This window comes from Curtobacterium sp. PhB25 (genome assembly GCF_004365375.1).
Taxonomy (GTDB): Bacteria; Actinomycetota; Actinomycetes; order Actinomycetales; family Microbacteriaceae; genus Curtobacterium.
Genome location: NZ_SODR01000002.1, coordinates 75506 through 101421 on the forward strand (window position 1 = coordinate 75506; position 25916 = coordinate 101421).

The 25916-nt window shown below is 71.7% G+C and carries 24 protein-coding genes; 12 read left to right on the forward strand and 12 right to left on the reverse strand.

The window, feature by feature from the left end; translation table 11 throughout:
- Window positions 1-115: 115 nt before the first annotated feature.
- A complete protein-coding gene (gene dapE, locus EDF51_RS04960) occupies window positions 116-1198 on the forward strand; it encodes a succinyl-diaminopimelate desuccinylase (protein WP_123294103.1) in 1083 nt (360 codons plus the stop codon).
- Window positions 1183-2427 (forward strand): hypothetical protein, encoded by a 1245-nt coding sequence (locus EDF51_RS04965; protein WP_132099586.1) that lies wholly within the window; start codon window positions 1183-1185, stop codon window positions 2425-2427. The genes dapE and EDF51_RS04965 overlap by 16 nt, the downstream gene beginning before the upstream one ends.
- On the opposite strand, the gene EDF51_RS04970 is transcribed toward EDF51_RS04965, so the two are convergent.
- Entirely contained in the window at window positions 2406-3641 is a 1236-nt protein-coding gene (locus tag EDF51_RS04970) for an AI-2E family transporter (RefSeq protein ID WP_243692372.1), read from the reverse strand. The genes EDF51_RS04965 and EDF51_RS04970 overlap by 22 nt on opposite strands.
- A gap of 127 nt (window positions 3642-3768) precedes the next feature.
- Here EDF51_RS04970 and EDF51_RS04975 point away from each other — a divergent pair, with 127 nt between their 5' ends.
- The 4 genes from EDF51_RS04975 (at window position 3769) to EDF51_RS04990 (ending at window position 5889) form a co-directional block, all read left to right on the forward strand.
- Window positions 3769-3942, forward strand: a complete 174-nt coding sequence (locus EDF51_RS04975) for a DUF3117 domain-containing protein (RefSeq protein ID WP_123673120.1) — start codon at window positions 3769-3771, stop codon at window positions 3940-3942.
- Window positions 3943-4066: 124 nt separating this feature from the next.
- Window positions 4067-4795 (forward strand): AAA family ATPase, encoded by a 729-nt coding sequence (locus tag EDF51_RS04980; RefSeq protein WP_131878351.1) that lies wholly within the window; start codon window positions 4067-4069, stop codon window positions 4793-4795.
- Window positions 4796-4837: 42 nt separating this feature from the next.
- Window positions 4838-5338, forward strand: coding sequence for a helix-turn-helix domain-containing protein (locus EDF51_RS04985; RefSeq protein ID WP_123340709.1), 501 nt, complete (start codon window positions 4838-4840; stop codon window positions 5336-5338).
- Window positions 5339-5340: 2 nt separating this feature from the next.
- Window positions 5341-5889: a PIN domain-containing protein gene (locus EDF51_RS04990; RefSeq protein ID WP_131878353.1), complete on the forward strand. Its 549-nt coding sequence runs from the start codon at window positions 5341-5343 to the stop codon at window positions 5887-5889.
- A gap of 2 nt (window positions 5890-5891) precedes the next feature.
- Here EDF51_RS04990 and EDF51_RS04995 read toward each other — a convergent pair whose 3' ends face one another.
- Complete coding sequence (locus EDF51_RS04995; protein ID WP_123294100.1) at window positions 5892-6524, reverse strand: class I SAM-dependent methyltransferase; 633 nt, start codon at window positions 6522-6524, stop codon at window positions 5892-5894.
- A gap of 64 nt (window positions 6525-6588) precedes the next feature.
- Between EDF51_RS04995 and EDF51_RS05000 the strand changes: the two genes are divergently transcribed.
- Window positions 6589-6963 (forward strand): twin-arginine translocase TatA/TatE family subunit, encoded by a 375-nt coding sequence (locus EDF51_RS05000; protein WP_123340711.1) that lies wholly within the window; start codon window positions 6589-6591, stop codon window positions 6961-6963.
- A 94-nt stretch (window positions 6964-7057) separates the two neighbouring features.
- Here EDF51_RS05000 and EDF51_RS05005 read toward each other — a convergent pair whose 3' ends face one another.
- From EDF51_RS05005 to EDF51_RS05025, 5 genes are all read right to left on the reverse strand, one after another.
- Entirely contained in the window at window positions 7058-8344 is a 1287-nt protein-coding gene (locus EDF51_RS05005; protein ID WP_165932310.1) for a carbohydrate-binding protein, read from the reverse strand.
- A 167-nt stretch (window positions 8345-8511) separates the two neighbouring features.
- Window positions 8512-9360, reverse strand: a complete 849-nt coding sequence (locus tag EDF51_RS05010) for a methyltransferase (protein WP_132099589.1) — start codon at window positions 9358-9360, stop codon at window positions 8512-8514.
- A gap of 10 nt (window positions 9361-9370) precedes the next feature.
- Window positions 9371-10531 carry an Mrp/NBP35 family ATP-binding protein gene (locus EDF51_RS05015; RefSeq protein WP_123294097.1) on the reverse strand — a complete coding sequence of 387 codons (1161 nt, stop codon included), beginning with the start codon at window positions 10529-10531 and terminating at the stop codon, window positions 9371-9373.
- A complete protein-coding gene (locus tag EDF51_RS05020) occupies window positions 10524-11024 on the reverse strand; it encodes a DUF1003 domain-containing protein (RefSeq protein ID WP_111085044.1) in 501 nt (166 codons plus the stop codon). The genes EDF51_RS05015 and EDF51_RS05020 overlap by 8 nt, the downstream gene beginning before the upstream one ends.
- A 52-nt stretch (window positions 11025-11076) precedes the next feature.
- On the reverse strand, window positions 11077-12396 hold the full coding sequence (locus EDF51_RS05025; protein ID WP_111084991.1) for a CBS domain-containing protein: 1320 nt from the start codon (window positions 12394-12396) through the stop codon (window positions 11077-11079).
- Between the two features lie 83 nt (window positions 12397-12479).
- Here EDF51_RS05025 and EDF51_RS05030 point away from each other — a divergent pair, with 83 nt between their 5' ends.
- Entirely contained in the window at window positions 12480-13397 is a 918-nt protein-coding gene (locus tag EDF51_RS05030) for a general stress protein (protein ID WP_123938950.1), read from the forward strand.
- 31 nt (window positions 13398-13428) lie between these two features.
- Here EDF51_RS05030 and EDF51_RS05035 read toward each other — a convergent pair whose 3' ends face one another.
- Window positions 13429-13917 (reverse strand): GNAT family N-acetyltransferase, encoded by a 489-nt coding sequence (locus EDF51_RS05035; RefSeq protein WP_123294095.1) that lies wholly within the window; start codon window positions 13915-13917, stop codon window positions 13429-13431.
- A 9-nt stretch (window positions 13918-13926) separates the two neighbouring features.
- Window positions 13927-15411, reverse strand: a complete 1485-nt coding sequence (locus EDF51_RS05040) for an aminopeptidase P family protein (RefSeq protein WP_131878359.1) — start codon at window positions 15409-15411, stop codon at window positions 13927-13929.
- Between the two features lie 69 nt (window positions 15412-15480).
- On the opposite strand from EDF51_RS05040, the gene EDF51_RS05045 reads away from it, so the two are divergent.
- The gene (locus EDF51_RS05045) at window positions 15481-16353 is read left to right on the forward strand and encodes a PHP domain-containing protein (protein ID WP_133936886.1); all 873 of its coding nucleotides are present in this window, start codon (window positions 15481-15483) and stop codon (window positions 16351-16353) included.
- Window positions 16354-16542: 189 nt separating this feature from the next.
- Here the strand turns inward: EDF51_RS05045 and EDF51_RS05050 are convergent, their stop codons facing one another.
- Entirely contained in the window at window positions 16543-18045 is a 1503-nt protein-coding gene (locus tag EDF51_RS05050; protein WP_131878363.1) for a DEAD/DEAH box helicase, read from the reverse strand.
- 90 nt (window positions 18046-18135) lie between these two features.
- On the opposite strand from EDF51_RS05050, the gene EDF51_RS05055 reads away from it, so the two are divergent.
- Window positions 18136-18852, forward strand: a complete 717-nt coding sequence (locus tag EDF51_RS05055) for a ferritin-like fold-containing protein (protein ID WP_235035842.1) — start codon at window positions 18136-18138, stop codon at window positions 18850-18852.
- Here EDF51_RS05055 and EDF51_RS05060 read toward each other — a convergent pair.
- Both EDF51_RS05060 and EDF51_RS05065 read right to left on the reverse strand, forming a co-directional pair.
- Window positions 18849-19145 (reverse strand): hypothetical protein, encoded by a 297-nt coding sequence (locus EDF51_RS05060; protein ID WP_131878365.1) that lies wholly within the window; start codon window positions 19143-19145, stop codon window positions 18849-18851. The genes EDF51_RS05055 and EDF51_RS05060 overlap by 4 nt on opposite strands.
- Window positions 19146-19149: 4 nt before the next feature.
- On the reverse strand, window positions 19150-19374 hold the full coding sequence (locus EDF51_RS05065; RefSeq protein WP_111084998.1) for a DUF3107 domain-containing protein: 225 nt from the start codon (window positions 19372-19374) through the stop codon (window positions 19150-19152).
- Between the two features lie 127 nt (window positions 19375-19501).
- Between EDF51_RS05065 and EDF51_RS05070 the strand changes: the two genes are divergently transcribed.
- Window positions 19502-22657 (forward strand): UrvD/REP family ATP-dependent DNA helicase, encoded by a 3156-nt coding sequence (locus tag EDF51_RS05070; protein ID WP_165932311.1) that lies wholly within the window; start codon window positions 19502-19504, stop codon window positions 22655-22657.
- Entirely contained in the window at window positions 22654-25893 is a 3240-nt protein-coding gene (locus tag EDF51_RS05075; protein ID WP_131878369.1) for an ATP-dependent DNA helicase, read from the forward strand. Before EDF51_RS05070 ends, EDF51_RS05075 begins: the two co-directional genes overlap by 4 nt.
- Window positions 25894-25916: the final 23 nt, after the last annotated feature.

Consider the following 25916-nt stretch of genomic DNA (forward strand, 5'->3'; position numbering starts at 1 on the left):
CGCACTGGACGGGAGCACCGGACCGACCGGACGGACGCTGCGGAACCGCACCGTGCCTCCCGGCCGCCGTGCCGTGGGCCAGCGCGACGGGAGCGACGGCAGATAAGGTGACCGCATGCCGGAGCAGCTCGACCTCACCGCCTCGTCCATCGACATCACCCGTGCCATCTGCGACATCGAATCGGTGTCGGGGAACGAGCAGGCCCTCGCTGACGCGATCGAGGCGGTGCTCGCACCGCTGCCGCACCTCGAGGTGATCCGGGACGGCGACGCGATCGTCGCCCGCACGAACCTCGGCCGCGACCGCCGCGTCGTGATCGCCGGGCACATCGACACCGTGCCGCTCAACGACAACCTGCCGACCGAGTTCCGCACCGCCGAGGACGGCACCGAGATCCTGTGGGGTCGCGGCACCGTCGACATGAAGGCGGGCTGTGCAGTGCAGCTCAAGCTCGCGTACGACCTGGTCGAGCCCTCGGTCGACGTCACGTGGGTCTGGTACGACCACGAAGAGGTCAGCGACCTGCTCAACGGCCTCGGTCGTCTCGCCCGGACCCGTCCGGAACTGCTGGCCGCCGACTTCGCCATCCTGGGGGAGCCGTCCGGCGCGCAGATCGAGGGTGGCTGCAACGGCAACCTCCGCGCCGAGATCCGCACGTTCGGCAAGCGTTCGCACAGCGCCCGCAGCTGGATCGGCGACAACGCGATCCACAAGACGGCACCGATCCTCGCCACGCTGGCCGCCTACGAGCCCCGCACCGTCACGGTCGACGGGCTCGAGTACCGCGAGGGCCTCAACGCCGTCGGGATCAGCGGCGGCATCGCGGGCAACATCATCCCGGACGAGGCGATGGTGCACGTGAACTACCGCTTCGCGCCGTCGCGTTCGGCCGACGAGGCCGTGGCGCACATCCGCGAACTCTTCGACGGCTACGACGTGACCATCGTCGACCTCGCCGCCGGTGCCCGCCCCGGCCTCGACGCCCCGCTCGCGCAGGACTTCGTGTCGGCGGTCGGTGGCCCGGAGCCCCGCCCGAAGTACGGCTGGACCGACGTCGCCCGCTTCTCGGCGCTCGGGGTGCCCGCGGTCAACTACGGACCCGGCGAACCCGTCTTCGCCCACCACGACGACGAGCAGGTCCCGGTCGCGCAGATCACCGCGGTCGAGGCCGGCCTCCGTCGGTGGCTGACGGCCTGACGACGGCCGGGGCCACCCGGCCGACCCCTGCACGCACCCGTTGGCGCGCCCGCTACCGGGTGGTGCCGTGGTGGGTCCGCATCACGGTCGTCTACGTGCTCGCCCGGTTCGTCACCGGACTGATGATGCAGGCCTTCGCGAGCGTGCAGGCGGCGAACTCGTTCACCGTCCAGCACCCGGCGTACCTGTCGTTCGCGTCGATCTGGGACGGTGCCTGGTACCGCGTGATCGCGACCGGCGGCTACCCGTCGACCCTGCCCGTGGACGCGGCAGGGCACGTGACCGAGAACGCGTGGGCGTTCATGCCCGCGTACCCGTTCCTGGTGCGTGGCCTGATGCTGCTCACCGGAGCGTCGTTCGAGTTCGTCGCGGTGGCGGTCTCGCTGCTCGCCGGACTCGGCGCTGCACTCGTGTTCCGTCGCCTGATGGGGCGCTTCCTCGACCCGGCGCGGGCGACCTTCGCCACGGTGCTGTTCTGCGTCGCGCCCGTGTCGGCGATGTTCCAGGTGGCGTACGCCGAGTCGATGGGGCTGTTCCTGCTGCTCGTCGCGCTGCTGCTCATGGTCGACCGGCGGTGGTGGACGATGCTGCCCGTCGTGCTGCTGCTCGGTATGACCCGGCCGACCGGGCTCGCGTTCGCGCTGCTCGTCGTGCTGTTCGTCGGCGCCTGGGCGATCCGGCCAGCGTGGGTGCGGTCGTCGGAGCCGCTCACCCTGCGCCGCCTCGTGCCGCCCGCCGTGGTCGCGGTCGTGTCCGGACTGGTCGGCCTGGCGTGGCCGGCGATCGCCTGGGCCGTCACCGGGGTGCCCAAGGCGTACACCGACACCGAGCTCGCCTGGCGGTCGTCCTACGTCGGGTGGCAGGAGCTCGTGCCGTTCGCGCCGTGGATCCAGGGCTTCGGGTGGTGGTTCCACCAGCCCGCCGGCGGGGTCCTGCTGGCCGTCGTGGTCGTCGGCTTCGTGGCGTTCGTCTGCATGCCCGCAGCCCGGGTGATCGGGATCGAGCTGCGCCTCTGGGGCATCGCCTACGTCGTGTACCTGCTCGCCGTGTTCTTCCCGCAGTCGAGCACCTGGCGGATCCTGGTGCCGATCGCGCCGCTGCTCGGCATCGTGGCGCTGCCGCGGTCCCGCGTGTACCGGGTGGCCGTCGTGGTGGCGTTCGTCGGGCTGCAGTGGGTCTGGCTGTACTACTGCTGGTGGATCGACGGCTACGACTGGACCCCGCCGTGATCGGCACGGCGCTCACGGGCCTGGGCGCGGGCCAGGAGCCGTGCGGCGGGACCGCTCCGCTCGCGCTTCGGCACCGTCGCTGACATCGGCTCCGGGTCACCCGGCCGCCAGTTCGCCGCCGCCACGACCATCGCGTTGACGGTGGCGATGAACGGCACCGCGAAGAACGCGCCGACGACACCCGCGATCGTCGTGCCCGCGGTCACCCCGAGGACGACTCCGAGCGGGTGGACCTTGACGGCCGTGCCGGTCAGGAACGGGTGCAGGACGTGGCTCTCGAGCTGCTGCACGACCACCACGATGCCGAGCATCACGAGCGCCGGCACCCAGCCGTTGAAGACCAGGGCGATGAGCACCGCGACCGCACCGGCGACGATCGCCCCGACGACGGGGACGAACGCGCCGAAGAAGACGATCACGCCGATCGGGATCGCCAGCGGGATCTGCAGGGCGAGCGCGCCGATGGTCACGCCGAGGGCATCGGTGACGGCGACGACCAGCTGGACGCGGATGAAGCTCGTCAGCGTCTTCCAGCCGGCGTGCCCCGCGACGTCGATGCGAGCACGTGCCCGGCGCGGGAAGAGCCGGACGACCCACCCCCAGATGCGCGGGCCGTCGATGAGCACGAACAGCGTCGTGAACACGATGATGAACAGCCCCTCGAGCACGTGCACGGCGCCGGTGCCGGCGGCCTGGAACCCGGACAGGATCGTCGCGGCGTGCGCCTGCAGGTAGTCGAAGCCGTTCGACACCCACGAGTCGACGTCCTTCGCCGTGATCCCGAACGGCTCGCTGTCGAGCAGGGTCCGCAGGGACTGCACGCTGTGGTGGAGCCGGCGTTCGAGCGACGGCAGGTCGGACCGCACCTGCTCGGTGACGAGCAGCGCCAGCCCGCCGAGCGCCAGCACCAGCGCGACGAGGCTCGACAGCACCGCCGTCCACTTCGGCCACCGGTGCCGCTGCAGGAACGACGACATCGGCATGAGCAGTGCGCACACGAGCAGCGCGATGAGGAACGGCACCACGATGTCCTGCAGCAGCACGACCAGCGCCACCAGGACGGCGAGGCCGGCACCGACGACGAGGATGCGCCAGGTGAACGCCGCGCCGATCCGAAGGCCAGCGGGCACTGCGTCGTCGGACCTGCCGGTCGGCTCGGACCGGTCGGGTCGTCCGCTGGGGGACTGACGGCGCATGGAGCGGATGTTCGGCATCCGCCAAGGTTACGAACGGAACCCGCGAAGAACCGCCGATCCGACACCCCCAACCTGGGCGGTTTCGCAGTTGCCCCATCAATACGAGATAATGAGCGGGCATGTACTGCACGAAAGGGGACATCTGATGGCAGCCATGAAGCCGAGGACCGGTGACGGGCCGATGGAGGCTGTTAAGGAGGGTCGACTCATCATCGTGCGGGTTCCGCTCGAAGGAGGAGGCCGCCTGGTCGTCTCGGTCAACGATGCCGAGGCCAAGGAACTCCATGACGCACTCGCTGAGGTCGTCTCGGCCTCGTAGTCGAAAGCACCAGAACGACGGGTCCGGAGCGTGTACGCGCCGGGCCCGTCGTCTGCGTCCGGGGCGCCGCGCCGTCGGCGTGCGCGCCCGTCGCGCTGTCGGTCGCGTCCGACAGGATGGCCTCGTGCCGAGGACCTACATGCCGATCCGCCGCGTCGAGGAGTACCGCGACCCGGACCCGATGCCGCGCGACGTCTGGCCGGCGACGCTGCCCCCGGTGCGGCAGCTGCTCGACGAGGGACTCGACCTCGACCCGGTAACGGTGTTCGTCGGCGACAACGGTGCGGGCAAGTCCACCCTGATCGAGGCCATCGCGCTCCGGTTCGGCATGTCACCCGAGGGCGGCTCCACCCTGGCGAACCACTCGACGCGTCCGTCCGAGTCGTCGCTGTGGCAGCACATCGTCCTCCGCCGTGACTTCGGTGCGCCCCGCGGTGGGTTCTTCCTGCGTGCCGAGACCATGCACGGCTTCTTCACTTACCTCGAGGACAATCCCAACCACTCCCGCCCCGAGCCGGTGTTCCACGAGCGGAGCCATGGCGAGTCGTTCCTCGACTTCGTCATCGACCGCGCGCAGTGGCCGGGGCTCTGGATCCTCGACGAACCGGAGTCGGCGCTGTCCTTCTCCGGCTGTCTGACGCTCATCGCGCTGCTGCGGTCGATCGTCGACAGCGGGGTCGGGCAGGTCGTGCTCTCGACGCACTCACCGGTCCTGGCGGCGTTCCCGGGCGCGACGATCCACGAGGTCGGCGACTGGGGGTTCCGGCGCACCGAGTGGGAGGACCTCGACCTGGTGCGCAACCAGCGGTCGTTCCTCGAGTCCCCGGAGCGGTACCTGCGGCACCTCGAGTAACCGGCTACGCGTTCTTTCGGTTCTTTCGTTTAGGCTGGTCGCATGACCGTCACGACCGAGCCCGCTGACCGCCGCGCGGCATCCCGCACGTACTTCCCGGGCGATGACCGCGACGACCTCGTCGGGCTGGCGAAACTCCTGCACGAGATCGAGCGCGAGGCCCTCGCCGGTGGCGTGGCCGAGCTCCGAGCGCCGGACGGACGGGTCCGGACGATCCCTGCCGAGGTCTTCGAGGTCCTCGAGCAGGTCGCCGATGCGCTCGCGAGTGGGAGCGGGGTCACGGTCGCTCGGAACGACACGCAGATGACCACGCAGCAGGCGGCTGAATTCCTCGGGGTGTCGCGTCCGACGCTCGTGAAGTACCTCGAGGACGGCGCGATCTCCTTCGAGCGGCGCGGGCGGCACCGGCGCGTCCTGCTCCGGGACCTGGTGTCGTTCCAGGACCACTTCCGCAATCGACGCCGCAGCGCGCTGCGCGAGGCCGCGCGGGAAGGCCAAGCGCTCGAACGTCAGCAGCGCGGTGACGGGCCGGCGGAGCGCTGACCGTGGCGTTCCCCGCGTTCTTCGACGCGTGCGCGATCTACGGGATCACCCTCTCGGACCTCCTGCTCCGACTGGCCGATGACGGGGTCTTCCGGCCGCTGTGGTCTGAGCCGGTCCTTGACGAGGTCCGGCGGAACGCCGTCGAGGCGGGTGTCTCGCCGAGCGGGATCGACCGACGGTTGTCGATGATGCGGAAGTACTTCCCGGATGCGCTCGTCACTGGCCACGAGGATCTGGCTGAGGGGCTGACGTGTGACCCGAAGGACCGCCACGTGCTCGCAGCCGCGGTGCGTGCCGGCGCGGACGTGCTCGTGACCTTCAACCTGCGGGACTTCCCGCCGGCATCACTCGCTGTACTCGACGTCGAGACGGTCCACCCGGACGACTTCCTGCTCGACCAACTCGACCTGTTCCCCGGCGTCGTGACCCGGGTCCTCCGCGAGCTCGCCGAGGACTACGTGGACCCGCCGCAGTCGGTCGAGGACATCCTGGACACCCTCCGTCGCGCGGGCGTCCCACGCTTCGCCGACGACGTCCGACGGTACCTCTGACGCTACGCGGTGACCTTCGTCAGCTGCAGCAGCCCGTCACCAGCCGGCGAGAGCGCACTGCGCACCGCACCCGACGTCGACACCTCGGTGAGCAGCAGCCGGAAGTCGGTCGTCGCCCGGTCGCGCTTGACCGGGTCGGCGACGCGTCCGCGCCACAGGGCGTGCGGCACCAGGACGGTCCCGCCGAGGCGTGCGAGCCGCAGCCCGTGCTCGACGTACTCGATGACGTGCTCGGGGTCGGCATCGACCAGGACGACGTCGTACGACGCCTCGTTCATCCGGGGGAGCACCTGGTTCGCGCGGCCCGGGATGAGCCGGATCCGAGCGGGGGCGGTGCCGGCGCTGATGTAGGCGTCGCGGGCGAACTGCTGGTGGTCGACCTCGACGTCGATCGTGGTCAGGGTCGCGTCCGGCGCGCCGCCGAGCAGGTACAGCCCGGAGACTCCCAGGCCCGTCCCGATCTCGATGATGCTCGTTGCTCGGGAGGCTGCGGCGATGACGCCGATCTGCGCGCCGATCGCGGGCGAGATCGCCTCGACACCGAGCTCCAGGGAGTGCTCACGAGCGCGGGCGATCGCCTCGGACTCCGAGACGATGTCCTCGGCGAACTTCCAGTTCGACTCTTTCTCTGACACGCACACTCCGTTCGGTTGACAACTCTAGGGGTGCATCGGAGCCGTACGGGTTAGGCTCGCTCACGTGAACATCCCGCTCGACAAGATCCTGATCATCGGGATCATTGCCGTGCTCCTGCTCGGGCCGCAGCGCCTGCCGATGTACGCCCAGAAGTTGGCCGAGTTCGTGAAGGCCGTCCGCCGGTTCGCCGACACCGCGAAGGAGCGGATGCGCGACGAGATGGGCCCCGAGTTCGACGACATCGAGTGGCAGAAGCTCGACCCGCGACAGTACGACCCCCGCCGGATCATCCGCGATGCGCTCCTCGACTCCGGCGGCGCCAGCAGCGCCGCCGCGGTCCAGACCGCGCAGGTGACCGCCTCCAAGGTGCGCGCGACGGCTCCCGTCGTGCCGCTGGCCGCGGGAGAAGCGCCACCGTTCGACGCGGAAGCGACCTGACGCCCGTCACGTGACCACCTGACGGACGGGAGGCCCGGTGCCAGCTGGCACCGGGCCTCCCGTCGTCGGTATGGTGACGACTACTTCAGGTCGACTACTTCAGGTCGGCGAGGAAACGATCTGTCCAGGCGAGTGCCGCTGCGCTCGGGACGGAGCTGCAGGTGGACGACGCCGTCGTCGAGGCGCAGGGCGTGTCGCGGTCGAGCGACCAGTAGTGGATCCCGGCGAGGCCGTTCGCCTTCGCGTAGGCGGACAGGGTGTCGACGTCGGCGAGGGTGAAGACCTCGTCGGTGGTGTCGTTGACGCCGATCATCGGGGTGACCTCGATCTTCGACGACGCGATGCCGTACGTGTGCTGCAGGTTCGTGACGGCCTGGATCGAGGACTTGCCCATCTGGCAGGTGGAGCCGGAGAGCACGCAGTTCGCGGTGGTCGCGCGGCCGAAGTCCATCGTCATGAGGTTGATCGTGTAGTTCGTCAGGGTCGACGCCTTGATCGCCTTCACGGTGGCGTCGCCGGTGCTGTTCAGCCCGCCGTACGAGCCGTCGCTGGCGGCCAGGGTCGCGAGCGTGAACGAGAAGCGCATGCCCGGGTACTTCGCCTGGGCGAGGGCTGCGGCGCTCACGAGGTTCTGCACGTCGGCGGCCGACTGACCGCTCTCGATGTCGAAGTCGACGCCGATCATGTGCGGGGTCGCGTACCGGGCGATGAACGACTGCAGTGCGGCGCCCGAGCACTTGAACGAACCGGCGGCTCCACCGGTGCTGATGATGTAGTTCACCCCGGCGGCGTCGAGCTTCGGGATGTTGGCGTTCGCGAAGGCATCCGCCGCGACGCCACCCCAGTTCTCGCTGCCGCACGTGCCGGTCGCGAAGGCGAGGGTGATCGCCTTGAGGCCGGGCTCCCGGGTCGACACCAGGCTGTTGCTCGAGCCGACCACCGGGATCCGCGTCCCGGTGACCGCGGTGTTCATGACGTTCGTGTTCCAGTCGAGGTTCACGGTGATGTCCTTGTACGGGCTGAACACCAGTCCGCTGGCCGTGCCGCCGCTCCCGCCCGTGCCGGGGGTCGTCGTCCCCCCACCGGGAGGAGTGGTGCCGCCGCCCGTGCCGGAGCAGGCGCCGGTCGACGTCCACGGCTGGCCGCTGCCCGTTGCCCCGGCGTGCGTCGCGGGGTCATCGCCCTGCGTCCACCAGTTCGCGGTGTAGTTCGATCCGTTCTCGCTGACGGTGGCACCGCCGGAGTACGCGGTGCCGGCGGTCCACGCGGTCGCGCACGACGGTGTCGCGGCGATGGCCGGTGCTGCGGCGAGGGATCCGCCGGCGATCACTGCGGCGACGGTGGCCACGAGGCCGATCCGTACTCGGGTGTTCTGGTTCACACGGTTCTCCTGTCCTCGGCCGGACGTCGTCGTCCGGCGGGTGGAGCCCAGGCGGTCACATTCCGCAAGGGCATTGTGCAATGCCCTTGCATAATGCTCCGGGGTGGAACGACCTGTCCATGAACGAACGTACAGGCGTGCGCCGAGCGGATGGCAGGCGCCCGTCGTCAATCGCGGGTGGCGACGATCGTGTACGTCAGGGGAACACGGTCGCGGTCAGCGTCGGGCCACGCCCACGAGCCGTCGCCGGTGTCCTCCATGCGGGGAGTGAAGCGCCAGGGCAGGGTGCGCCCCTCGTCCAGGCGGCGGAGTCGGAGTCCGGCGCCGAGCAGCGCGTTCACGATCTCGGACAGCGGGTGCGGCCATTCGAACGTGCGGGTGTTCGCCACGGTGCCGTCGCCGGCGTAGGTGCCGGCGTCGTCCCACTGCTGCGCGGTGCCGTCCGGGAAGTACCGGTACCGGGTGACGAGCTCGTCGGCGGTCTCGTCGAGGCCGTAGAGCGCGGGGTGGCCGTCGCGGATGAAGAACACCCCGCCCGGGCGCAGCAAGCCGGCGACCTGTGCGGCCCAGCGGTCGAGGTCGGGGAGCCAGCAGATCGTGCCGATGCTCGTGTAGACGACGTCGAAGTCGCCGGAGACGGCAGCGCGGGCGTCGAGCACGTCGGTCTCCACCCAGGTGACGTCGAGGCCGAGCCGCGTCGCGAGGCCGGCGGCGGAGGCGAGCGCCGCGGGGGAGAAGTCGACGCCGGTGAGCCGGGCTCCCTCGCGGGCGAGCGAAACGGTGTCGGTGCCGATGTGGCACTGCAGGTGGCAGACGTCGAGGCCGGCGAGCGAGCCGTTCGGCAGCCACGGCGTCAGGGCCGGCAGGTCGTCGCGCACGACGTCCGAGCGGTGCGCCGGGTCGGACAGCTCGTCGACGGCGTAGGCGCCCTCGTGGATCGGCACCCGGTCGTCCCAGTTCGCCCGGTTCGTGTCGCGGGCGCGGTCCCAGTCGACGCTGACGTGATCCATGCTCATGCTGACGAGCCTAGGACAGCGACAGCCCCAACTTCCGCCCGGCCAGTCCGCGCCCCATCGTCGTGATGCCGTCGGCGATCGCGGCGAGGGCGACTGCCGCGGGGTCCTCCGGCGCGCCGAGCACGACCGGCAGGCCGGTGTCCCCGCCCTCGCGGAGCGGCACGGACAGCGGCACGCTGCCGAGCACCGGCACGGGGGCGTCCTGGCCGCGGGAGAGCCGTGCGGCGGTCTCGGCGCCACCGCCCTCGCCGAACAGGTGCAGGACCGAGCCGTCGGGCTGCACGAGCCCGGCCATGTTCTCGATGACCCCGATCACCCGCTGGCCCGTCTGGCGTGCGACGATCCCGCTGCGCTCGGCGACGTCGGCCGCAGCGGCCTGGGGTGTGGTGACGACCAGGACCTCGGCGTGGGGGAGGAGCTGGCCGACCGAGATCGCGACGTCGCCGGTACCGGGCGGCAGGTCGAGCAGGAGCACGTCCAGGTCGCCGAAGAACACGTCGGTCAGGAACTGGTTCACGGTGCGGTGCAGCATCGGGCCACGCCAGGAGACCGCGGTGGAGGCGTCGTCGACGAACATCCCGATCGACACGACCTTCACGTCGTGGGCGACGGGCGGCAGGATCATGCTGTCCACCCGGGTCGGCCGCGGCGCGACGCCGTGCTCGTCGGTCAGTCCCATCAGCCCGGGGATGCTGAAGCCGTGCACGTCGACGTCGACGATCCCGACCCGCAGGCCCCGGCGGGCGAGCGCGACGGCGAGGTTGGCGGTGACCGTCGACTTGCCGACACCACCCTTGCCGCTCGTGACGGCGATCACCCGGGTGAGCGAGTCCGCCGTGAACTGGATGCCGTTCGGCCGGCCGGCCCGCAGGCGTTCGGTCAGCGCGGCACGCGTCGCGGGGGCCATCACCGACACGTCGACGTCGACCGACGACACCCCGTCCACGGAACCGGCGGCGACGCGCACGTCGCGCTCGATGGTGTCGGCGGCGGGGCACCCCACGATCGTGAGCTGCAGGTCGACGCGCACAGCGCCTCCTGGCTGCACGTCGACCCCACGGATCATGTCGAGCTCCGTGACGGGCCGACGGATCTCGGGGTCGATCACGCGGCCGAGCGCAGCGAGGACCGCCGTGCCCAGCTGCTCGTCGGCGGGAGCCGCGTCAGCCACGGGTGGAGCTGCCGGGCTCGTTCGCGTAGCCGGCGTCGTCGGCGTCGCGCCGGTCGAGTTCCTCGAGCAGCGACCGCAACTCGGCACGGATGAAGTCCTTCGACGCCATGTCGCGCATCGCCAGCCGGAGCGCGACGACCTCGCGCGCCAGGTACTCGGTGTCCGCCAGGTTGCGCTCCGCACGCTGCCGGTCCTGCTCGAACTGCACGCGGTCGCGGTCGTCCTGCCGGTTCTGCGCGAGCAGGATGAGCGGGGCGGCGTACGAGGCCTGCAGCGACAGCACCAGGGTCAGTGCGGTGAAGCCGATCGCGGCGGAGTCGAACTGCCACGGCTTCGGCGCGAGGGTGTTGTACCCCATCCAGACCACACAGAACAGGGTGAGGCCGATGAGGAACCACGGCGTTCCCATGCCCCGTGCGATGCCCTCGGTCGCGCGACCGAACGTGTCACCGCGTCCGCCACGACGGCGGGTCGGGAGCACGCGCGTGCGCATGCCCTTGGGGGAGTCGAGGCGGACGTCCGAGCGCTCGCGATCACGACGGTTCTCATCCGTTCGGGCCACGGGTGGTCCTCCTTCCCGTCGTCACGGGTGTCTTGCGCGGGCGTTGGCGTGGAAGCGGTGAGGGTTCCCCCTCGCCCTGACTTCGCCAGTCGTCCGGCAGGACGTGGTCGAGGACATCGTCGATCGTCACCACCCCGACGAGGCGGTGGGCGTCGTCGACCACGGGGACGGACAGCAGGTTGTAGGTCGCCATCACGCGGGTGACCTCGGCGGCGCTCGCGTCGACCCGGACCGGCTCGGTCTGCTGGTCGATGAGCGTGCCGAGCCGTTCGTTCGGCGGGTAGCGGAGCATGCGCTGGAAGTGCACCAGCCCGAGGAACCGACCGGTCGGCGGCTCGTACGGCGGCAGCGTGACGCACACCGCGGCGCCGAGCACCGGGGCGAGGTCGTGTCGGCGGACGAGTGCGAGCCCCTCGGCGACGGTCGCGTCGGCGGAGACGATGACGGGCTCGGTGGTCATCAGACCACCGGCGGTGTCCGGCTCGTACTCCAGGAGCATGCGGACGTCCTGCGCCTCCTCCGGCTCCATGAGCTGCAGGAGCGCTTCGCTCCGTTCGTCGGAGAACTGCGCGAGCACGTCGGCGGCGTCGTCCGGTTGCATCTGGTCGAGGACGTCGGCCGCGCGTGAGTCCTCGAGCCGCGACAAGATCTCGACGCGCTCCTGGTCGGGCATCTCCTCGAGCACGTCGGCCAGCCGGTCGTCGGGGAGTTCCTCGGCGACCTCGAACCGGCGTTCCTCCGGCAGGTCGAGCAGCGTGCTCGCCAGGTCCGCGGGGACGAGGTCGGAGTACGCCGCGATGACGTGCTCGGCGGACTGGGCCTCGCCGGGGAGCTCGTCCTCGGTGACCTCGTTCCACGTCGCAAACGTCGTCGGGCCCTTGCCGAACGGCGACGGCGTGGTCTTCGGCTTGCGGAGGAAGAGCTGCGCGACCTCCCAGTCGCCCTGCCCGCGGTCCTCGATCGCGACGTCCTCGATGGTGGCGCGGATGCGCTGGTTCTTGATGAGCACCTTGCGACCGAGCATCTCGGCGATCACCCGGACCTCGCCGCCGCGCTGCTCGAAGCGGCGCATGTTGACGAGCCCGGTGGTGATGACCTGGCCGGCGCCGATCGAGGTGATGCGGCCGACGCTGACGAAGATGCGGCGCTTGCCCGGCACCTCGACGATCAACCCCACGACGTGCGGGGGATCGGCCCGGCGGTAGACCACCAGGACGTCCCGGACCTTGCCCACGCGGTCGCCCGCGGGGTCGAAGACGGAGCACCCGGCGAGGCGGGCGACGAAGACCTTCGTGGCGCTCACCCGACCCAGCGTAGTCGGTTGCGTGCTGGCGCTTCCCCGGCGGTGCACGTGCGATTGCAAGGTGCGCGGTGAATGATGGCTGTGTGAGCAATCAGAGTCCCTTCGCCGGCAGGACCGCCCAGGCCTTCCCGACGCTGCCCAAGGGCGACGTCCTCGGCACGTACGACAGCTACCCCGATGCGCAGCGCGTCGTGGCGAAGCTCGCCGACGCCGACTTCCCGGTCAACCAGCTCTCGATCGTGGGCAACGACCTGAAGACCGTCGAGCGCGTCACCGGCAAGATGACCTACGGCCGTGCGGCGATCGCCGGAGCACTGTCCGGTCTCTGGCTCGGCATCTTCTTCGGCATCGTGCTCACCCTGTTCTCGCCGAGCTCCGGCGGCCTGATCCTCGCCGCCGCGATCATCGGCGCCGCGTTCGGCATGCTCTACGGCATCGTCTCGTTCGCGATCACCAAGCGACAGCGCGACTTCACGAGCGTCCACCAGGTGCTCGCCACGAACTACCAGATCGTCGTCAACCCGCAGCTGACCGGTCAGGCGCAGCGGATCCTGGGTGAGCACGGTGCGACGCCGTCCACGCACTGGAACGAGCAGCCCCAGCAGGGCGCTCCCGGCGCACCGGTGCAGGGACAGCAGCCGTGGCGTCCCGCCCCGCCGCAGCAGCAGTCGCCGTACGGCGGACACGCCACACCCCACCAGCAGCCAGGAGGCCCGCAGCAGCCCGGCACGTCGGCTCCCGGCGCGCAGACGGATGCGCCCACGGCGCCGGGTGCGTCGAGCGCGCCGCGGTACGGCACGAACGACGGGCCCCGGTACGGCGAGAACGCGGACCCGTCCGCTGCCGCCCCCGCCGACCGACCCACCTCGGGTGGGCCGGCGATCCCCGAGCGTCGTCCGCAGGACCCGCCGCAGTACGGCGAGCGGGTGCCCGGTGCGACGCCGCCGGCACCGTCGTCTTCGTCGACCCCGTCGTCCCCGAAGGGCGACGAGCGCGCCTGACGCCTGCGTGCTCGGGGCCGGTGTGCTCGGGCTACAGCACCTTCGAGTAGCAGATCGACAGCGGGGCGCCGACGTACGGGCCGAAGTTGGCGATGCGCGTGAAGCCCTCGCGCTCGTAGAACCCGACGGCGCGCTTCTGCTCGTTCCCCGTCTCGAGCACGAGCGCCGGTGACCCGAGGTCCAGCGCGGCCTCTTCGAGCCGACGCAGCAGCGCGGCCGCCACACCCGAGCCGCGGGACTCCGGCCGGACGTACATGCGCTTGATCTCGGTGATGCCGTCGTCGACGACCCGCAGTCCGCCGCAGGCCAGCGGAGTGCCGGCCTCGTCGCGCGCCAGGAAGAACACCGCGATGGAGTCTGCCGTCGGCTTCTCGCCGGGTTCGGTGTCGCCGCCGTAGGCACGGTCGATCTCCAGGCGCTGCGCGGCTCGGAGTCGCTGCGCGTCGGGGGAGTCGAAGTGCTCGACCTCGATCGAGAACTGCGGCGTGCGGGAGTCGGTGGAGGCGTCGGGCGTCGTCACCCGCTCAGGCTAGCGGCCGGAGCGGGCGATCCACCCCTCCACTTCCGAGGGGGTCCGGGGGATGCCGATCGACAGGTTCTCGGCCCCGTCCTCGGTGACCAGGATGTCGTCCTCGATCCGGACACCGATGCCGCGGAACTCCTCGGGCACCGTCAGGTCGTCCTGCTGGAAGTACAGACCGGGCTCGATCGTGAACACCATGCCGGGCTGCACGACGCCGTCGATGTACATCTCGCGACGGGCCTTCGCGCAGTCGTGCACGTCGAGGCCGAGGTGGTGGCTCGTGCCGTGCACCATGTAGCGGCGGTGGAACTGGTTGTCCGGCTCGAGCGACTCTTCCGCCGAGACGGGCAGGAAGCCCCACTCGGCGGTCTTGCGGGCGATGACCTCCATCGCGGTGGCGTGCACCTGGCGGAACGTGATGCCCGGCTTGACGATGGCGAACGCGGCGTCGGCCGCCTCGAGCACGGCGTCGTAGACCATGCGCTGCACGGGGGAGAACGTGCCGCTGACCGGCAGCGTGCGGGTGATGTCGGCCGTGTAGAACGAGTCGACCTCGACCCCGGCGTCGATGAGGATCAGGTCACCCGGCTGCACGGCGCCGTCGTTCCGGGTCCAGTGCAGGATGCAGGCGTGGTGGCCCGAGGCGGCGATCGTGTCGTAGCCGACCGTGTTGCCGTCTGCACGAGCCCGGCGGTTGAAGGTGCCCTCGACGATGCGCTCGCCCCGCTGGTGTGCCAGGACGGCGTCGAAGTCGGCGATCACGTCGTCGAAGCCGTGCTTCGTCGCGTCGACGGCCTTGCGGAGCTCGCCCACCTCGTACGCGTCCTTCACCAGGCGCTGCTCGGACAGGTCGCGGGCGAGGACGTCGTCGGTCGCCGGTGCGTCGTCGGTCTCCGGCGCGCCGCCGACGGCGCTGCCGAGTCGTGCGTCGAGGGTGCGGGTCAGGTCGTCGTCGGCCTCGCGCACGAGCAGCGCCGAGGCGTCGAGCCCGTCGGCGACGTCCGAGAAGGAGCCGAGGTCGGCCGTGGCCAGCCCGAGGTCGGCGGCGACGGCGTCGAGCGAGGGACGCGGGCCGACCCAGAACTCGCCGATCTCGGGGTTCGCGTAGAACTCTTCCGACTCACGACCGGCCGTGGCGCGGAAGTAGAGCGTGGCGTCGTGCCCGGAGCCGTTCGGCGTCATCACGAGGACGGAGCCGACGACCGTGTCGGTGCCCCACCCGGTCAGGTGCGCGAACGTGGAGTGCGGGCGGAAGGGGTAGTCGCAGTCGTTCGAGCGGACCTTGGCCTGCCCGGCGGGGACGACGATCGTGCGGCCCGGGTGCAGCTCGGAGATGCGGGCCCGACGCTCGGCGGCGAAGGCGGCCTGCTCGCGGGGCTCGGGGATCGTCTGCTCGCGGTCGGCCCACTGCGACCCGATGAAGTCCTTGAAGGTCGAGGACCCGGGGGTCGTGGATCGGTTGCTCGTCGCGCGGGGAGTCGTGTCGGCCATGCCCCCATCATCGCACCGCGCTGCACCGGCGTCCTGTGCGGCCCCTCACCTGTGGATAGCATTGTCGACGTGCCCGACCCGTTCATCGACCTGCACGCGCACTCGAGTGTCTCCGACGGCACCGAGCGACCCGCGGAGCTCGTCCGAGCGGCCGCGGCCGCCGGCCTGGACGCCGTCGCGCTGACCGACCACGACACGACCGCCGGCTGGGCCGACGCGTCCAGGTCCGCGCACGAGCTGCCGTTGACGCTCCTGCCGGGTCTCGAGCTCAGCACGCGCATCGGCTTCCGCAGCGTGCACGTCCTCGGCTACCTGGTCGATCCACACGACCCGGGCCTCGTCGAGGAGACCGACCGCATCCGCTCCGGCCGCCTCTCCCGCGCGCACCGCATGGTCGACCGCATCGGCGAGGACCACCCGATCACCTGGGCCGACGTCCTGGCGCAGGCGAGCCCCGGGGCCACCATCGGCCGCCCGCACATCGCCGACGCGCTCGTCGCGCGGGGCCTCGAGTCCGACCGGAGCGCGGCGTTCCGCGGCATCCTGCACCCGGCGTCCGGCTACTACGAACCGCACGAGGCGCCGTCGCCCCTGCGCGGCGTCGAACTCATCCGACAGGCGGGTGGTGTGCCGGTCATCGCGCACCCGGCAGCCTCGTCGCGGGGGATCGTCATCGACGAGCCGATGCTCCGCGACCTCGTCGACGCCGGGCTCGGCGGGCTCGAGGTCGACCACCGCGAGAACATCGCGCACGGCAAGCGCACCCTGCTCGACTGGGCGTCGCGCTACGGCCTGTTCGTCACCGGTTCGAGCGACTACCACGGCACGGGCAAGCCGAACCGGCTCGGCGAGCACCGGACGGCTCGGGTCGCGTTCGACGCCATCCTGTCCGAGGCCACCGGCAGCGCCCCCGTGGTCGGCCCCGGCTCGCGCCTGTCCTGACGCAGTCCTGACCCGTCGCGCTGTCTCACCGAAGCGACAGATCTCGCTCGGCGCGGCCTGACCCCTTCGCGAAAGCGACAGATTCCCGCCGACGGTTCGCGGCAATCTGTCGCTTTCGCGGGGGCAGTCGGCAGGTGAGGACGACGAAGGGCCCGTCGCGTCAGCGACGGACCCTTCGGTCTGGAGGCGCTACTCGCCGTCCGACGAACCCTGCGGTGCCGAGGCGGTCGCCGAGGCATCGCCGGTGCCGGCTCCGCGACGGCGGCGACGGCGGCGACGCTTCGCGGCGCCGTCGGTGGTCCCGCCCTCGGTGGCCGACGAGTCGTCGGTGGGCGCGGAGGTCGGAGCCGCGGACTCGGTGGCGGGAGCCTGCGAGGCGGGCTGCTCCGAGCCTCCTGACCGGGTGCGGCTGCGCGACCGCGAACGCGACGCGTCACGCGGACCGGAGGCCGGACGGTCGCTGCTGCGCTTCTCGGCGGGGGCACCGGCCGACGCGGCGTGCGACGAGGCACCGGGCAGACGGCCCTTGGTGCCCTTCGGGATGTCGAGTTCCTCGAACAGGTGCGGCGACGACGAGTAGGTCTCGACGGGCTCGGGGATACCGAACTCGAGGGCCTTGTCGATCAGCGTCCACTTGTGCAGGTCGTCCCAGTCGACGAACGTGACCGCGATGCCGGTCTTGCCGGCACGGCCGGTACGACCGGCGCGGTGCAGGTAGGTGTCCGGGTCGTCCGGGATCGTGTGGTTGATGACGTGCGTGACGTCGTCCACGTCGATGCCGCGGGCGGCGACGTCGGTGGCGATGAGCACATCACGCTTGCCGGCCTTGAAGGCGGCCATCGCGCGCTCGCGCTGCTCCTGGTTGAGGTCACCGTGCACCGCTGCGGCGTTGAACCCGCGGTCCTTGAGCTCCTCGACGAGCTTCGCCGCCGCACGCTTGGTGCGGGTGAAGATCACGGTCTTGCCGCGGCCCTCGGCCTGGAGGATGCGGGCGATGACCTCGTCCTTGTCCAGGGAGTGCGCGCGGTAGATGAGGTGCTTGATGTTGGCCTGCATGAGGCCCTCGTCCGGGTCGGTCGCCCGGATGTGCACCGGACGGCTCATGAACCGGCGGGCGAGGGCGACGATCGGCGCGGGCATCGTGGCCGAGAACAGCATCGTGTGCCGCACCTCGGGGATGGCCTGGAAGATGCGCTCGATGTCCGACAGGAAGCCCAGGTCGAGCATGCGGTCGGCCTCGTCGAGGACGACTTCCTGCACGTGGGACAGGTCGAGGAGTCGCTGGCGCTGCAGGTCGATGAGGCGCCCGGGCGTGCCGACGACGATCTGGGCGCCGGCCTTGAGCTGCTCGATCTGGCCCTCGTACGCCTTGCCGCCGTAGATCGCCGCGACGGTGGTCGGGCGGTTCGAGGTGGCGACCTCGAGGTCCTCGGTCACCTGGACCGCGAGTTCGCGGGTCGGGACGACGACGAGGGCCTTGACGCCGGGCGCCGGGTCGGCACCGAGGCGCTGGATGAGGGGGAGGCCGAACCCGAAGGTCTTGCCGGTACCGGTCTTGGCCTGGCCGATGATGTCCTGGCCGGTGAGGGCGAGCGGGATCGTCTGCTGCTGGATCGGGAAGGGCTCGAGGATGCCCTTGCCCGCGAGCGCGTCGACGATGTCCTGCTCGATGGAGAGGTCTGCGAAAGTCAAAGAATCACCTTAGTTCTGGTGGAAGTCCGGGCCAGTCTACCGATGGGCGGGTGGAGCGGGGCGCGAGGCGGTTCCCGCTATGCTCTCCGGGTGGTGTCGTGGTGGAACCGGAAGCGCGCGGCGCAGCTCGCAGCAGCGTGGCTCGCGTCGCGGAACCCGCGCAACGCAAGCCAGGTCAAGCGTCTGGCGCTCGACGACGTCACCCCCGAGCTCGACGTCTACCTGGGCCAGGCCGCGTACCTGCAGCTCTCCGTCTACGAGACGATGGGTCGTGCCGGTGCCTCGGCGCCGACGCTGTCCGGTCGCCTGGTGACGGGTGTGCTCGCGACGACGGCGCTCGACCGGCACCGCACGATCGTCGCCGAGATCGAACGCAACGGGTCGGACCCGGCGGAACTGATGGCGCCGCACCGCGAGGCGATCGACCGGTTCCTCGAGCGCACGAGCGGCGCCGACTGGTACGAGTCGATGCTGACCGGCTACGTCACGGCCGGCATCCTGAACGACCTGTTCGGCAACCTGCTGCGGTCGCTGCCGAACGACGTGCGGCAGCGGTTGCGCTCCGTGTTCGACGCGCGTGAGGAACCCGCGGTCGTCGAGGAACTGACCGCCCGCATCGAGGACGACCCCGAGGTCGGTTCGCGCTTGGCGATGTGGGGCCGGCGTCTGGTCGGCGACACCCTGCTCGTGGCGCGGTCGGCACTGGCGTCGCACGCGCGCGAGGACCAGGAGCGGCTCGAGCCGGTCTGGACCGAACTGATCGCGGCGCACACCCGTCGGATGGACGCGCTCGGCCTGACGGCTTAGGCCCCGCGGGCCTTGAGTCGTTCGTAGTACTCGAGGTCGCTCTTGTCGCGGCGCGTCCCGAGCAGCCACTCGACGACCAGGGCGACGACGCCCGCACCGACCAGGGCCACGACCCAGATCCAGGTGGCGTCGTACCGCCACCCGGCCCAGGTCAGCGCCTCCCACAGCACGGCAGCGGCGATGCCGCCCACGGCGGGCCCGATCAGGACGCCACGACTGGCGCGCCAGGGCAGGACCACGTGCGCGATCCCGCCGATGATCAGGCCGCCGAGGACGGCGAAGAGCAGTTCCACGTCGTCAGGCGACGAAGCCGATGCGGCGTGCCTCTTCCGCGCCGACCTCGACGTACGCCAGGGCGGCGACCGGAACGATGAAGCGACGGCCCTTCTCGTCCTGGAGCGACAGGTGCGTCGCCTTCGACGCGAGGGCCTCAGACACGGCCTTCTCGATCTCGTCGGCGGTCTGGGCGGTCTCGAACGCGATCTCGCGCGGGCTGTTGATGATGCCGATCTTGATGTCCACGAGCACAGCGTATCCGAGCGGTCGCGGAGGACATCGGACGTTCGCCGCGGGCGCACTCTGCGGCCCGGGTGCGCGCCGCGCCCGCGTCAGGCCGGGTGGTGTCGGCGGTCGTGGGTACCGTACGAGCGTGCCGCAGACCACGCTGACGCCAGCCCCCGCAGACGTCGGCGTCGCACGCGCCCTGGTCGACGACCCGTCCCAGACCGCCGTGCTCGCGCTGCCCGACGGCCGGCACGCGGCGGTCATCGGCGCTCCCGGCACGGGCAAGACGACCACGCTCGCCCGGCTCGTCGCCGACCGGTTGCGCCGACCGGACGCGATCAGCCCCGACGGGCACGCCACCGTGCTCGCGCTGACCTCGTCGCGGACCGCTGCCACCGCCCTGCGTGACCGCCTCGCCGCCGCCGTCGACCGCGTGGTGCCCGGAGCCCTCGCCCGGACCGTGAACTCGTTGGCCTTCCAGATCGTCGCGCACGCCGCCGCGGTCCAGGGGCAGGAAGCGCCCACGCTGCTGACCGGTGGCGAGCAGGACCGCATCATCGCCGACCTGCTCGCCGGTCACGAGCTCGACGGCACCGGTCCGGCCTGGCCCGAACCCATCACCGCGGTGGTGCGCGAGCGCGCCGGGTTCCGGACCGCGCTGCGCGACGTCATGATGCGTGCGGTCGCGGCGGGCGTCGAGCCCGAGGACATGCGCGAGCTCGGCGACGAGGGCGGTCGACCCGAGTGGCGGGCCGTCGGTGACTTCGTCGACGAGTACCGGGCCTCGGTCACCGCGTTCCGCGCGACCAGCCTCGACTCCGGCGAGCTCGTCGCGTTCGCCACCGCCGCCGTGCTGCGCGGGGAACTCCCGGCGAGCATCGCCGCCCTCGGACTCATCGTGGTCGACGACACCCAGGAACTCGTCGAGGGCGAGGTGGCACTGCTCGGTGCGCTCGCCCGGTCCGGCGTGCAGGTCGTCGCGTTCGGCGACCCGGACATCGCCGCCTCGGCGTTCCGCGGGGCCGAACCGGACGTGCTCGGGCGCCTGGCCGTGCGGCTCGGCGTGGACCGCGTCGACGAACTCTTCCTCGGCACCGTGCACCGGTACCCCGCGCCGATCCGGTCGTTGGTCTCCGGGATCACGGGGCGCATCGGCACGGCAGCGGCCGGTCGGCAGCGCGCGGCGGCGGCGAGTGACGAGGACGCCCGAGCCGACGCCGTCGTGCACCTCGAGGCGGCGAGCCGGTCGGCGCTGCTGGTGGCCGTCGCCCGACGGCTCCGGGAGCACCGCCTGCTCGACGGTGTGCCGTGGCACCGGATGGCCGTCGTCACCCGCAGCGGCGCCGCGATCCCCGAGCTCGTGCGTGCGCTCTCGGTGGCCGAGGTCCCTGCGACCGCCGGTGCCGCGCCCGTCCGCCCCCGTGACGACTCCGCGGCACGGGCGCTGCTCGACGCCGCGGCGGTCGCCCTCGGGGTCCTGCCCCTCGACGCCGCCCTGGCCACGGCGTTCGCCACCGGGCCGCTCGGCGGACTCGACACCCTGGCGATGCGCCGCCTGCGGCTCGCCCTGCGGCGCGAAGAGCTCGCCGGCGACGGCACCCGCACGGCCGACGAACTCCTGATCGACGCGCTCGGTGCCCCGGAGCGTCTGGCCACGGTCGACGCCGGCTTCGCCAGACGGGCGACCCGTCTCGCACGCAGTCTGGTGCAGGCACACGCCGACGCCGAGGGCGGATCGAGCATCGAGGAGATCCTCTGGGGCCTGTGGGAGCGCAGCGGCCTCGCGAAGTCGTGGGGTGGGCAGTCCGCAGCCGGCGGGGTCGGAGCCGGCGAAGCGGACCGGCACCTCGACGCCGTCGTCGGCCTGTTCACCGCCGCCAAGCGGTTCGTCGAACGCACCCCGGACGCCCCGGCCCGGGTGTTCGTCGACGACCTGCTCGGCGCCGACCTGCCCGAGGACTCCATCGGCCCCGACCGCACCGCCGGCCGGGTCCGGGTGCTCACCCCCTCGGCGACGATCGGACTCGAGTGCGACGTCGTCGTGGTGCTCGGACTGCAGGACGGCGTGTGGCCCAACACCCGGGTGCGCGGCAGTCTGCTCGACCCGGACGGCCTGGTCCGTGCGGCGTCGGGGGCCGAGCGTTCGCCGATCGACGACCGCGCCGCGGTGGTCGCCGACGAGCTCCGCCTGTTCGCCCGCGCCGTCTCCCGCGCGACCACGCAGGTCGTGATCGGCACCGTCGCCAACGACGACGAGTCCCCGTCGCCGTTCGTCCGCCTGGTGCCGGTGCCGCCGGACCGGCAGCCGACCGTGCACCCGCTGTCCCTGCGCGGACTGGCCGGGTCCCTGCGACGTCGGGTCGTCCTGTCCGGCGACCACGATGCCGCCTCGGCGCTCGCCCGACTGGCCGAGGCCGAGGTCCCCGGGGCCGCACCGGACGACTGGTACGGCCTCGCCGAGCCCACCACCGACGAGCCGCTGGTCGACCTCGACGCCGAGCCGGTGCCCGAGGTCGAGGGCGGCGAACCCGTCGCCCCGACCGTGTCCGTCTCGCCGTCGCGCATCGGCACGTTCGAGGATTGCCCGGTGCACTGGTTCGTGCAGACCTTCGGCGGCGGTGCGCCGAGTCCGGCGATGGGGATCGGCACGATCGTGCACGAGGCGATGGAGCACGCGACCGAGATCGACGTCGAGTCGCTGTGGGAACGGGTCGAGGCCCGGTGGGACGAACTGACCTTCGAGTCGCCGTGGGTGGCCGATCGGGAACGCGCGCGCACCCGCCGCATGATCGAGGGGCTCAGCGACTACCTGCGGACCTTCGCGGGCGCTGGCCGCCGGTTGCTCGGCGCCGAGACCTCGTTCGCCCTGGTCACCGGCCCCGCCCGGATGCGCGGCAGCATCGACCGCATCGAGGTCGACCCCGAGGGCCGTGTCAGCGTCGTGGACCTCAAGACCGGACGCTCGATGCCGAGCGAGAAGAACGACATGCCGGAGCACCCGCAGCTCGGTGCGTACCAGCTGGCGATCGAGGACGGCGCGGTCGAGGGCGTTCCAGCCGGCTCGGCCATGACGGACGCCCGACTCGTGTTCGTGCAGAACCCCCGCGGCGGGCAGGCCTACTCGGAGCGCACCCAGCACGCGTTCGACGCCGAGGCGCGCGACGCCTACCGGGAGCGCCTGCACGGGGTCGCGCGCGGCATGGCCGGACGGACCTTCCTGGCGAACGTGGACGACCACTGCGAGAAGGCCCGGACCGGCGTCGAGTGCCGCATCCACGTGGTCTCGGAGGTGACCTGGTGACCGACACGACCGACACGACTGACGTCCTCGTTGCGCCTGTGGTCCGGCACGACGCCGACGCCATCGCCGACGCCCTCGGCCGCCCGCGCCCGACCGCACAGCAGCGCGCCGTCATCGAGTCCCCGCTCACCCCCGCCCTGGTCGTCGCCGGAGCCGGCAGCGGCAAGACCGAGACGATGGCGTCGCGGGTGGTCTGGCTGCTCGCGAACGGCATGGTCCGCCCCGACGAGGTCCTCGGCCTGACCTTCACCCGCAAGGCCGCCGGCGAGCTCTCGGTGCGCATCAACGACCGCATCCGTGCACTCGAGGACGTCGGTCTGATCACCCCGGGCGACGCCTTCGAAGCGCCCACCGTGTCGACCTACAACGCGTTCGCGAACGCCGTCTTCCGCGAGAACGCCCTGCTCGTCGGCCGCGACGGGGAGTCCCAGGTCCTGACCGAACCGTCCGCCTGGCAGCTGGCCCGCCGCGTCGTGGTGGCCGCGCGTGACGACCGACTGGCCGGACTCGACCGCGACGTCGACACGCTCACGGCGGCCGTCGTGGCGCTCGCCGGGGCCACGTCCGAGCACCTCGTCGAACCCGAGGACCTCCGCCGGTTCGCCGTCGAGTTCTCCGACCTGCTCGAACTGCCCGGCAACCGTGGCAAGCCGTACAAGGCGATCACCGACGCCGTCGCTGCGATCGGTGCGCTGGAGCCCCTGGCCGACCTGGTCGCGGAGTTCCGGCGGCAGAAGGTCGACCGCGGCTTCGTCGAGTTCTCCGACCAGATCGCCCTGGCGCTCGCCGCGGCCGAGTCCGCGCCGCGGGTGGTCACGGACCTGCGGCAGCGGTTCGGCGTCGTGCTGCTCGACGAGTACCAGGACACCTCGGTGGTGCAGACCCGGTTCCTCGCCCGGCTGTTCCGCGGGCACTCGGTGATGGCCGTGGGCGACCCGCACCAGTCGATCTACGGGTTCCGCGGTGCGAGCGCCGCGAACCTCGCACGCTTCCCGCACGACTTCGGCGGCACCGAGCCGGATGCGGTCCGGCCCGTGACGTTCGTGCTGTCGACGAGCTGGCGGAACCCGGTCGACGTCCTCGCGGGGGCGAACGCGATCGTGGCGCCGCTGTCCGAGGCATCCGAGGTCGACGTCGAGCGCCTGTCACCGCGACCCGGTGCGGACGCCGGGTCGGTCCGAGCGGTGTTCCCGGAGACCCTGCCGGAAGAGGCCGACGAGGTCGCCGCGTGGTTCCAGGGCCACCGGAAGCGGAACCCGACCGGGTCGATGGCCCTGCTGCTCCGTGCCCGCAAGGACCTGGCGTCGTTCACCGCGGCGCTCGGGGCGCGTGCTGTGCCCTTCCACGTGCTCGGCACCGGCGGCCTGCTGCAGCGCCCCGAGATCGTGGACCTGGTCGCGTGCCTCCGGGTGCTGCACGACCCGGCTGCCGGCAACGACCTCATCCGGTTGCTCGCGGGTGCCCGGTGGCGGGTGGGCGCGGCGGACGTCGTCGCCCTCCACCACCTCGCGCGGTGGCTGTTCCAGCGCGACCACACCCAGCAGCGGCTCGACGACGAACTGACGGCGGCGTTCCGCGCCTCGGTGGCCGCGGGGGAGCACGGTTCGATCGTCGACGCCCTGGACTTCGTGGCGACCGCACCGGACGAGCACGGCGCGCTCGAGGGCATCACGCCCGCCGGCCGGAGCCGGATGCGGGCGCTCGGCACGCAGCTCGCGATGCTGCGGTCGCGGGCCGGCAGCGACCTGGTCGACTTCGTGACGCTCGTGGTGCAGGAGATGCGGCTCGACATCGAGGTCGCGGCGCACGAGCAGGGCAGCGGGGCGTACCTCGACGCCTTCATCGACGAGCTCGCCGGGTTCGTGTCCACCGACGACCGTGCCGACCTCGGGTCGTTCCTGGGGTGGATCGACGCAGCCGCCCGTCGTGACGACATGGGCCCGCGCTCCGAGGAACCCGAAGCCGGCACGGTCCAGATCCTGACGATCCACGGGTCGAAGGGCCTCGAGTGGGACGCCGTCGCGGTGCCGCGCATGGTCGAGGGCGGCCTGCCCGCGCGGCCGCAGGAGGGCTCGTCCGGGTGGCTCGGCTTCGGCCGTCTGCCGTACGAGTTCCGGGGGGACGGCGCCGAGCTGCCGAGCCTGGCGTGGCGCGGGCAGGAGACTCAGAAGGACGTCACGACCGCGATCGACGCCTTCAAGGAGCAGGTGAAGGCCCGCAACGAGGACGAGGAACGCCGACTCACGTACGTCGCGCTGACCCGTGCCCGCCACGACCTGCTCGTGTCCGGTTCGTTCTGGGCCGGCGGCGTGCGCCCCACCGAGCCGAGCCGGTACCTGCACGACCTGGTCGAGGCCGGGGTCGTCGACGGCACCGCGATCCCGGAGACCACCGTGCACGACGAGAACCCCCTCGGCGAGGACGGCGCCCAGCAGCTCTGGCCGCACGTGCCGTTCGGGCAGCGGGCGCCCCGGGTGCTGGCGGCGGCCGAGCGGGTCCGGAACGCCAACCCCGGTGCCTCCGGCCGGTACGCGGCCGACATCGACCTGCTGCTCGCCGAACGACGCGCGACCCGGAACGCGAAGCACGCGGTCGTGGTCCCGCACCGCGTGCCGGCCTCCGGCTTCAAGGACTACCTCACCGAGCCGGACAAGGTGGCCGAACGCCTGCGGCGGCCGATGCCGGAGCGTCCGTACCGAGCGACCCGGCTCGGCACGCTCTTCCACCAGTGGGTGGAGCAGCGTGCCCGGACGGGCGGGTCGCTCGAGACGCTCGACGTGTGGGGCGACGAGCTCGACCTCGACGCCGACGACCTGGTCGACGCCTCGCCGGACGCTGTGGTCACGGACGACGACGCCCGACGGCTGGCGGACTTCCAGGCCACCTTCGCCCGCTCACGGTGGGCCGGCCGCACGCCGGTCGAGGTCGAGCGGGAGATCCACATCCCGTTCCTCGGGCACAGCGTCGTCTGCAAGCTCGACGCCGTCTACGAGATCGACGGGCGTGCCGAGGTCGTCGACTGGAAGACGGGCAAGGCACCGTCCGGTGCCGACGACCTGGCCCGACGGACGCTGCAGCTCGCCCTGTACCGGGTGGCGTACGCCGAGTTCACCGGTCGACCGCTCGACCAGGTCGACGCCGTGTTCTACTTCGTCGCGGACGACCTCGAGGTCCGTCCGACCGAGCTGCTGGACCGTGCTGGACTCGAGCGCGCCTGGACGGCCGCGATCGGCTGACGGACGAGGGGTCGCGACACCCC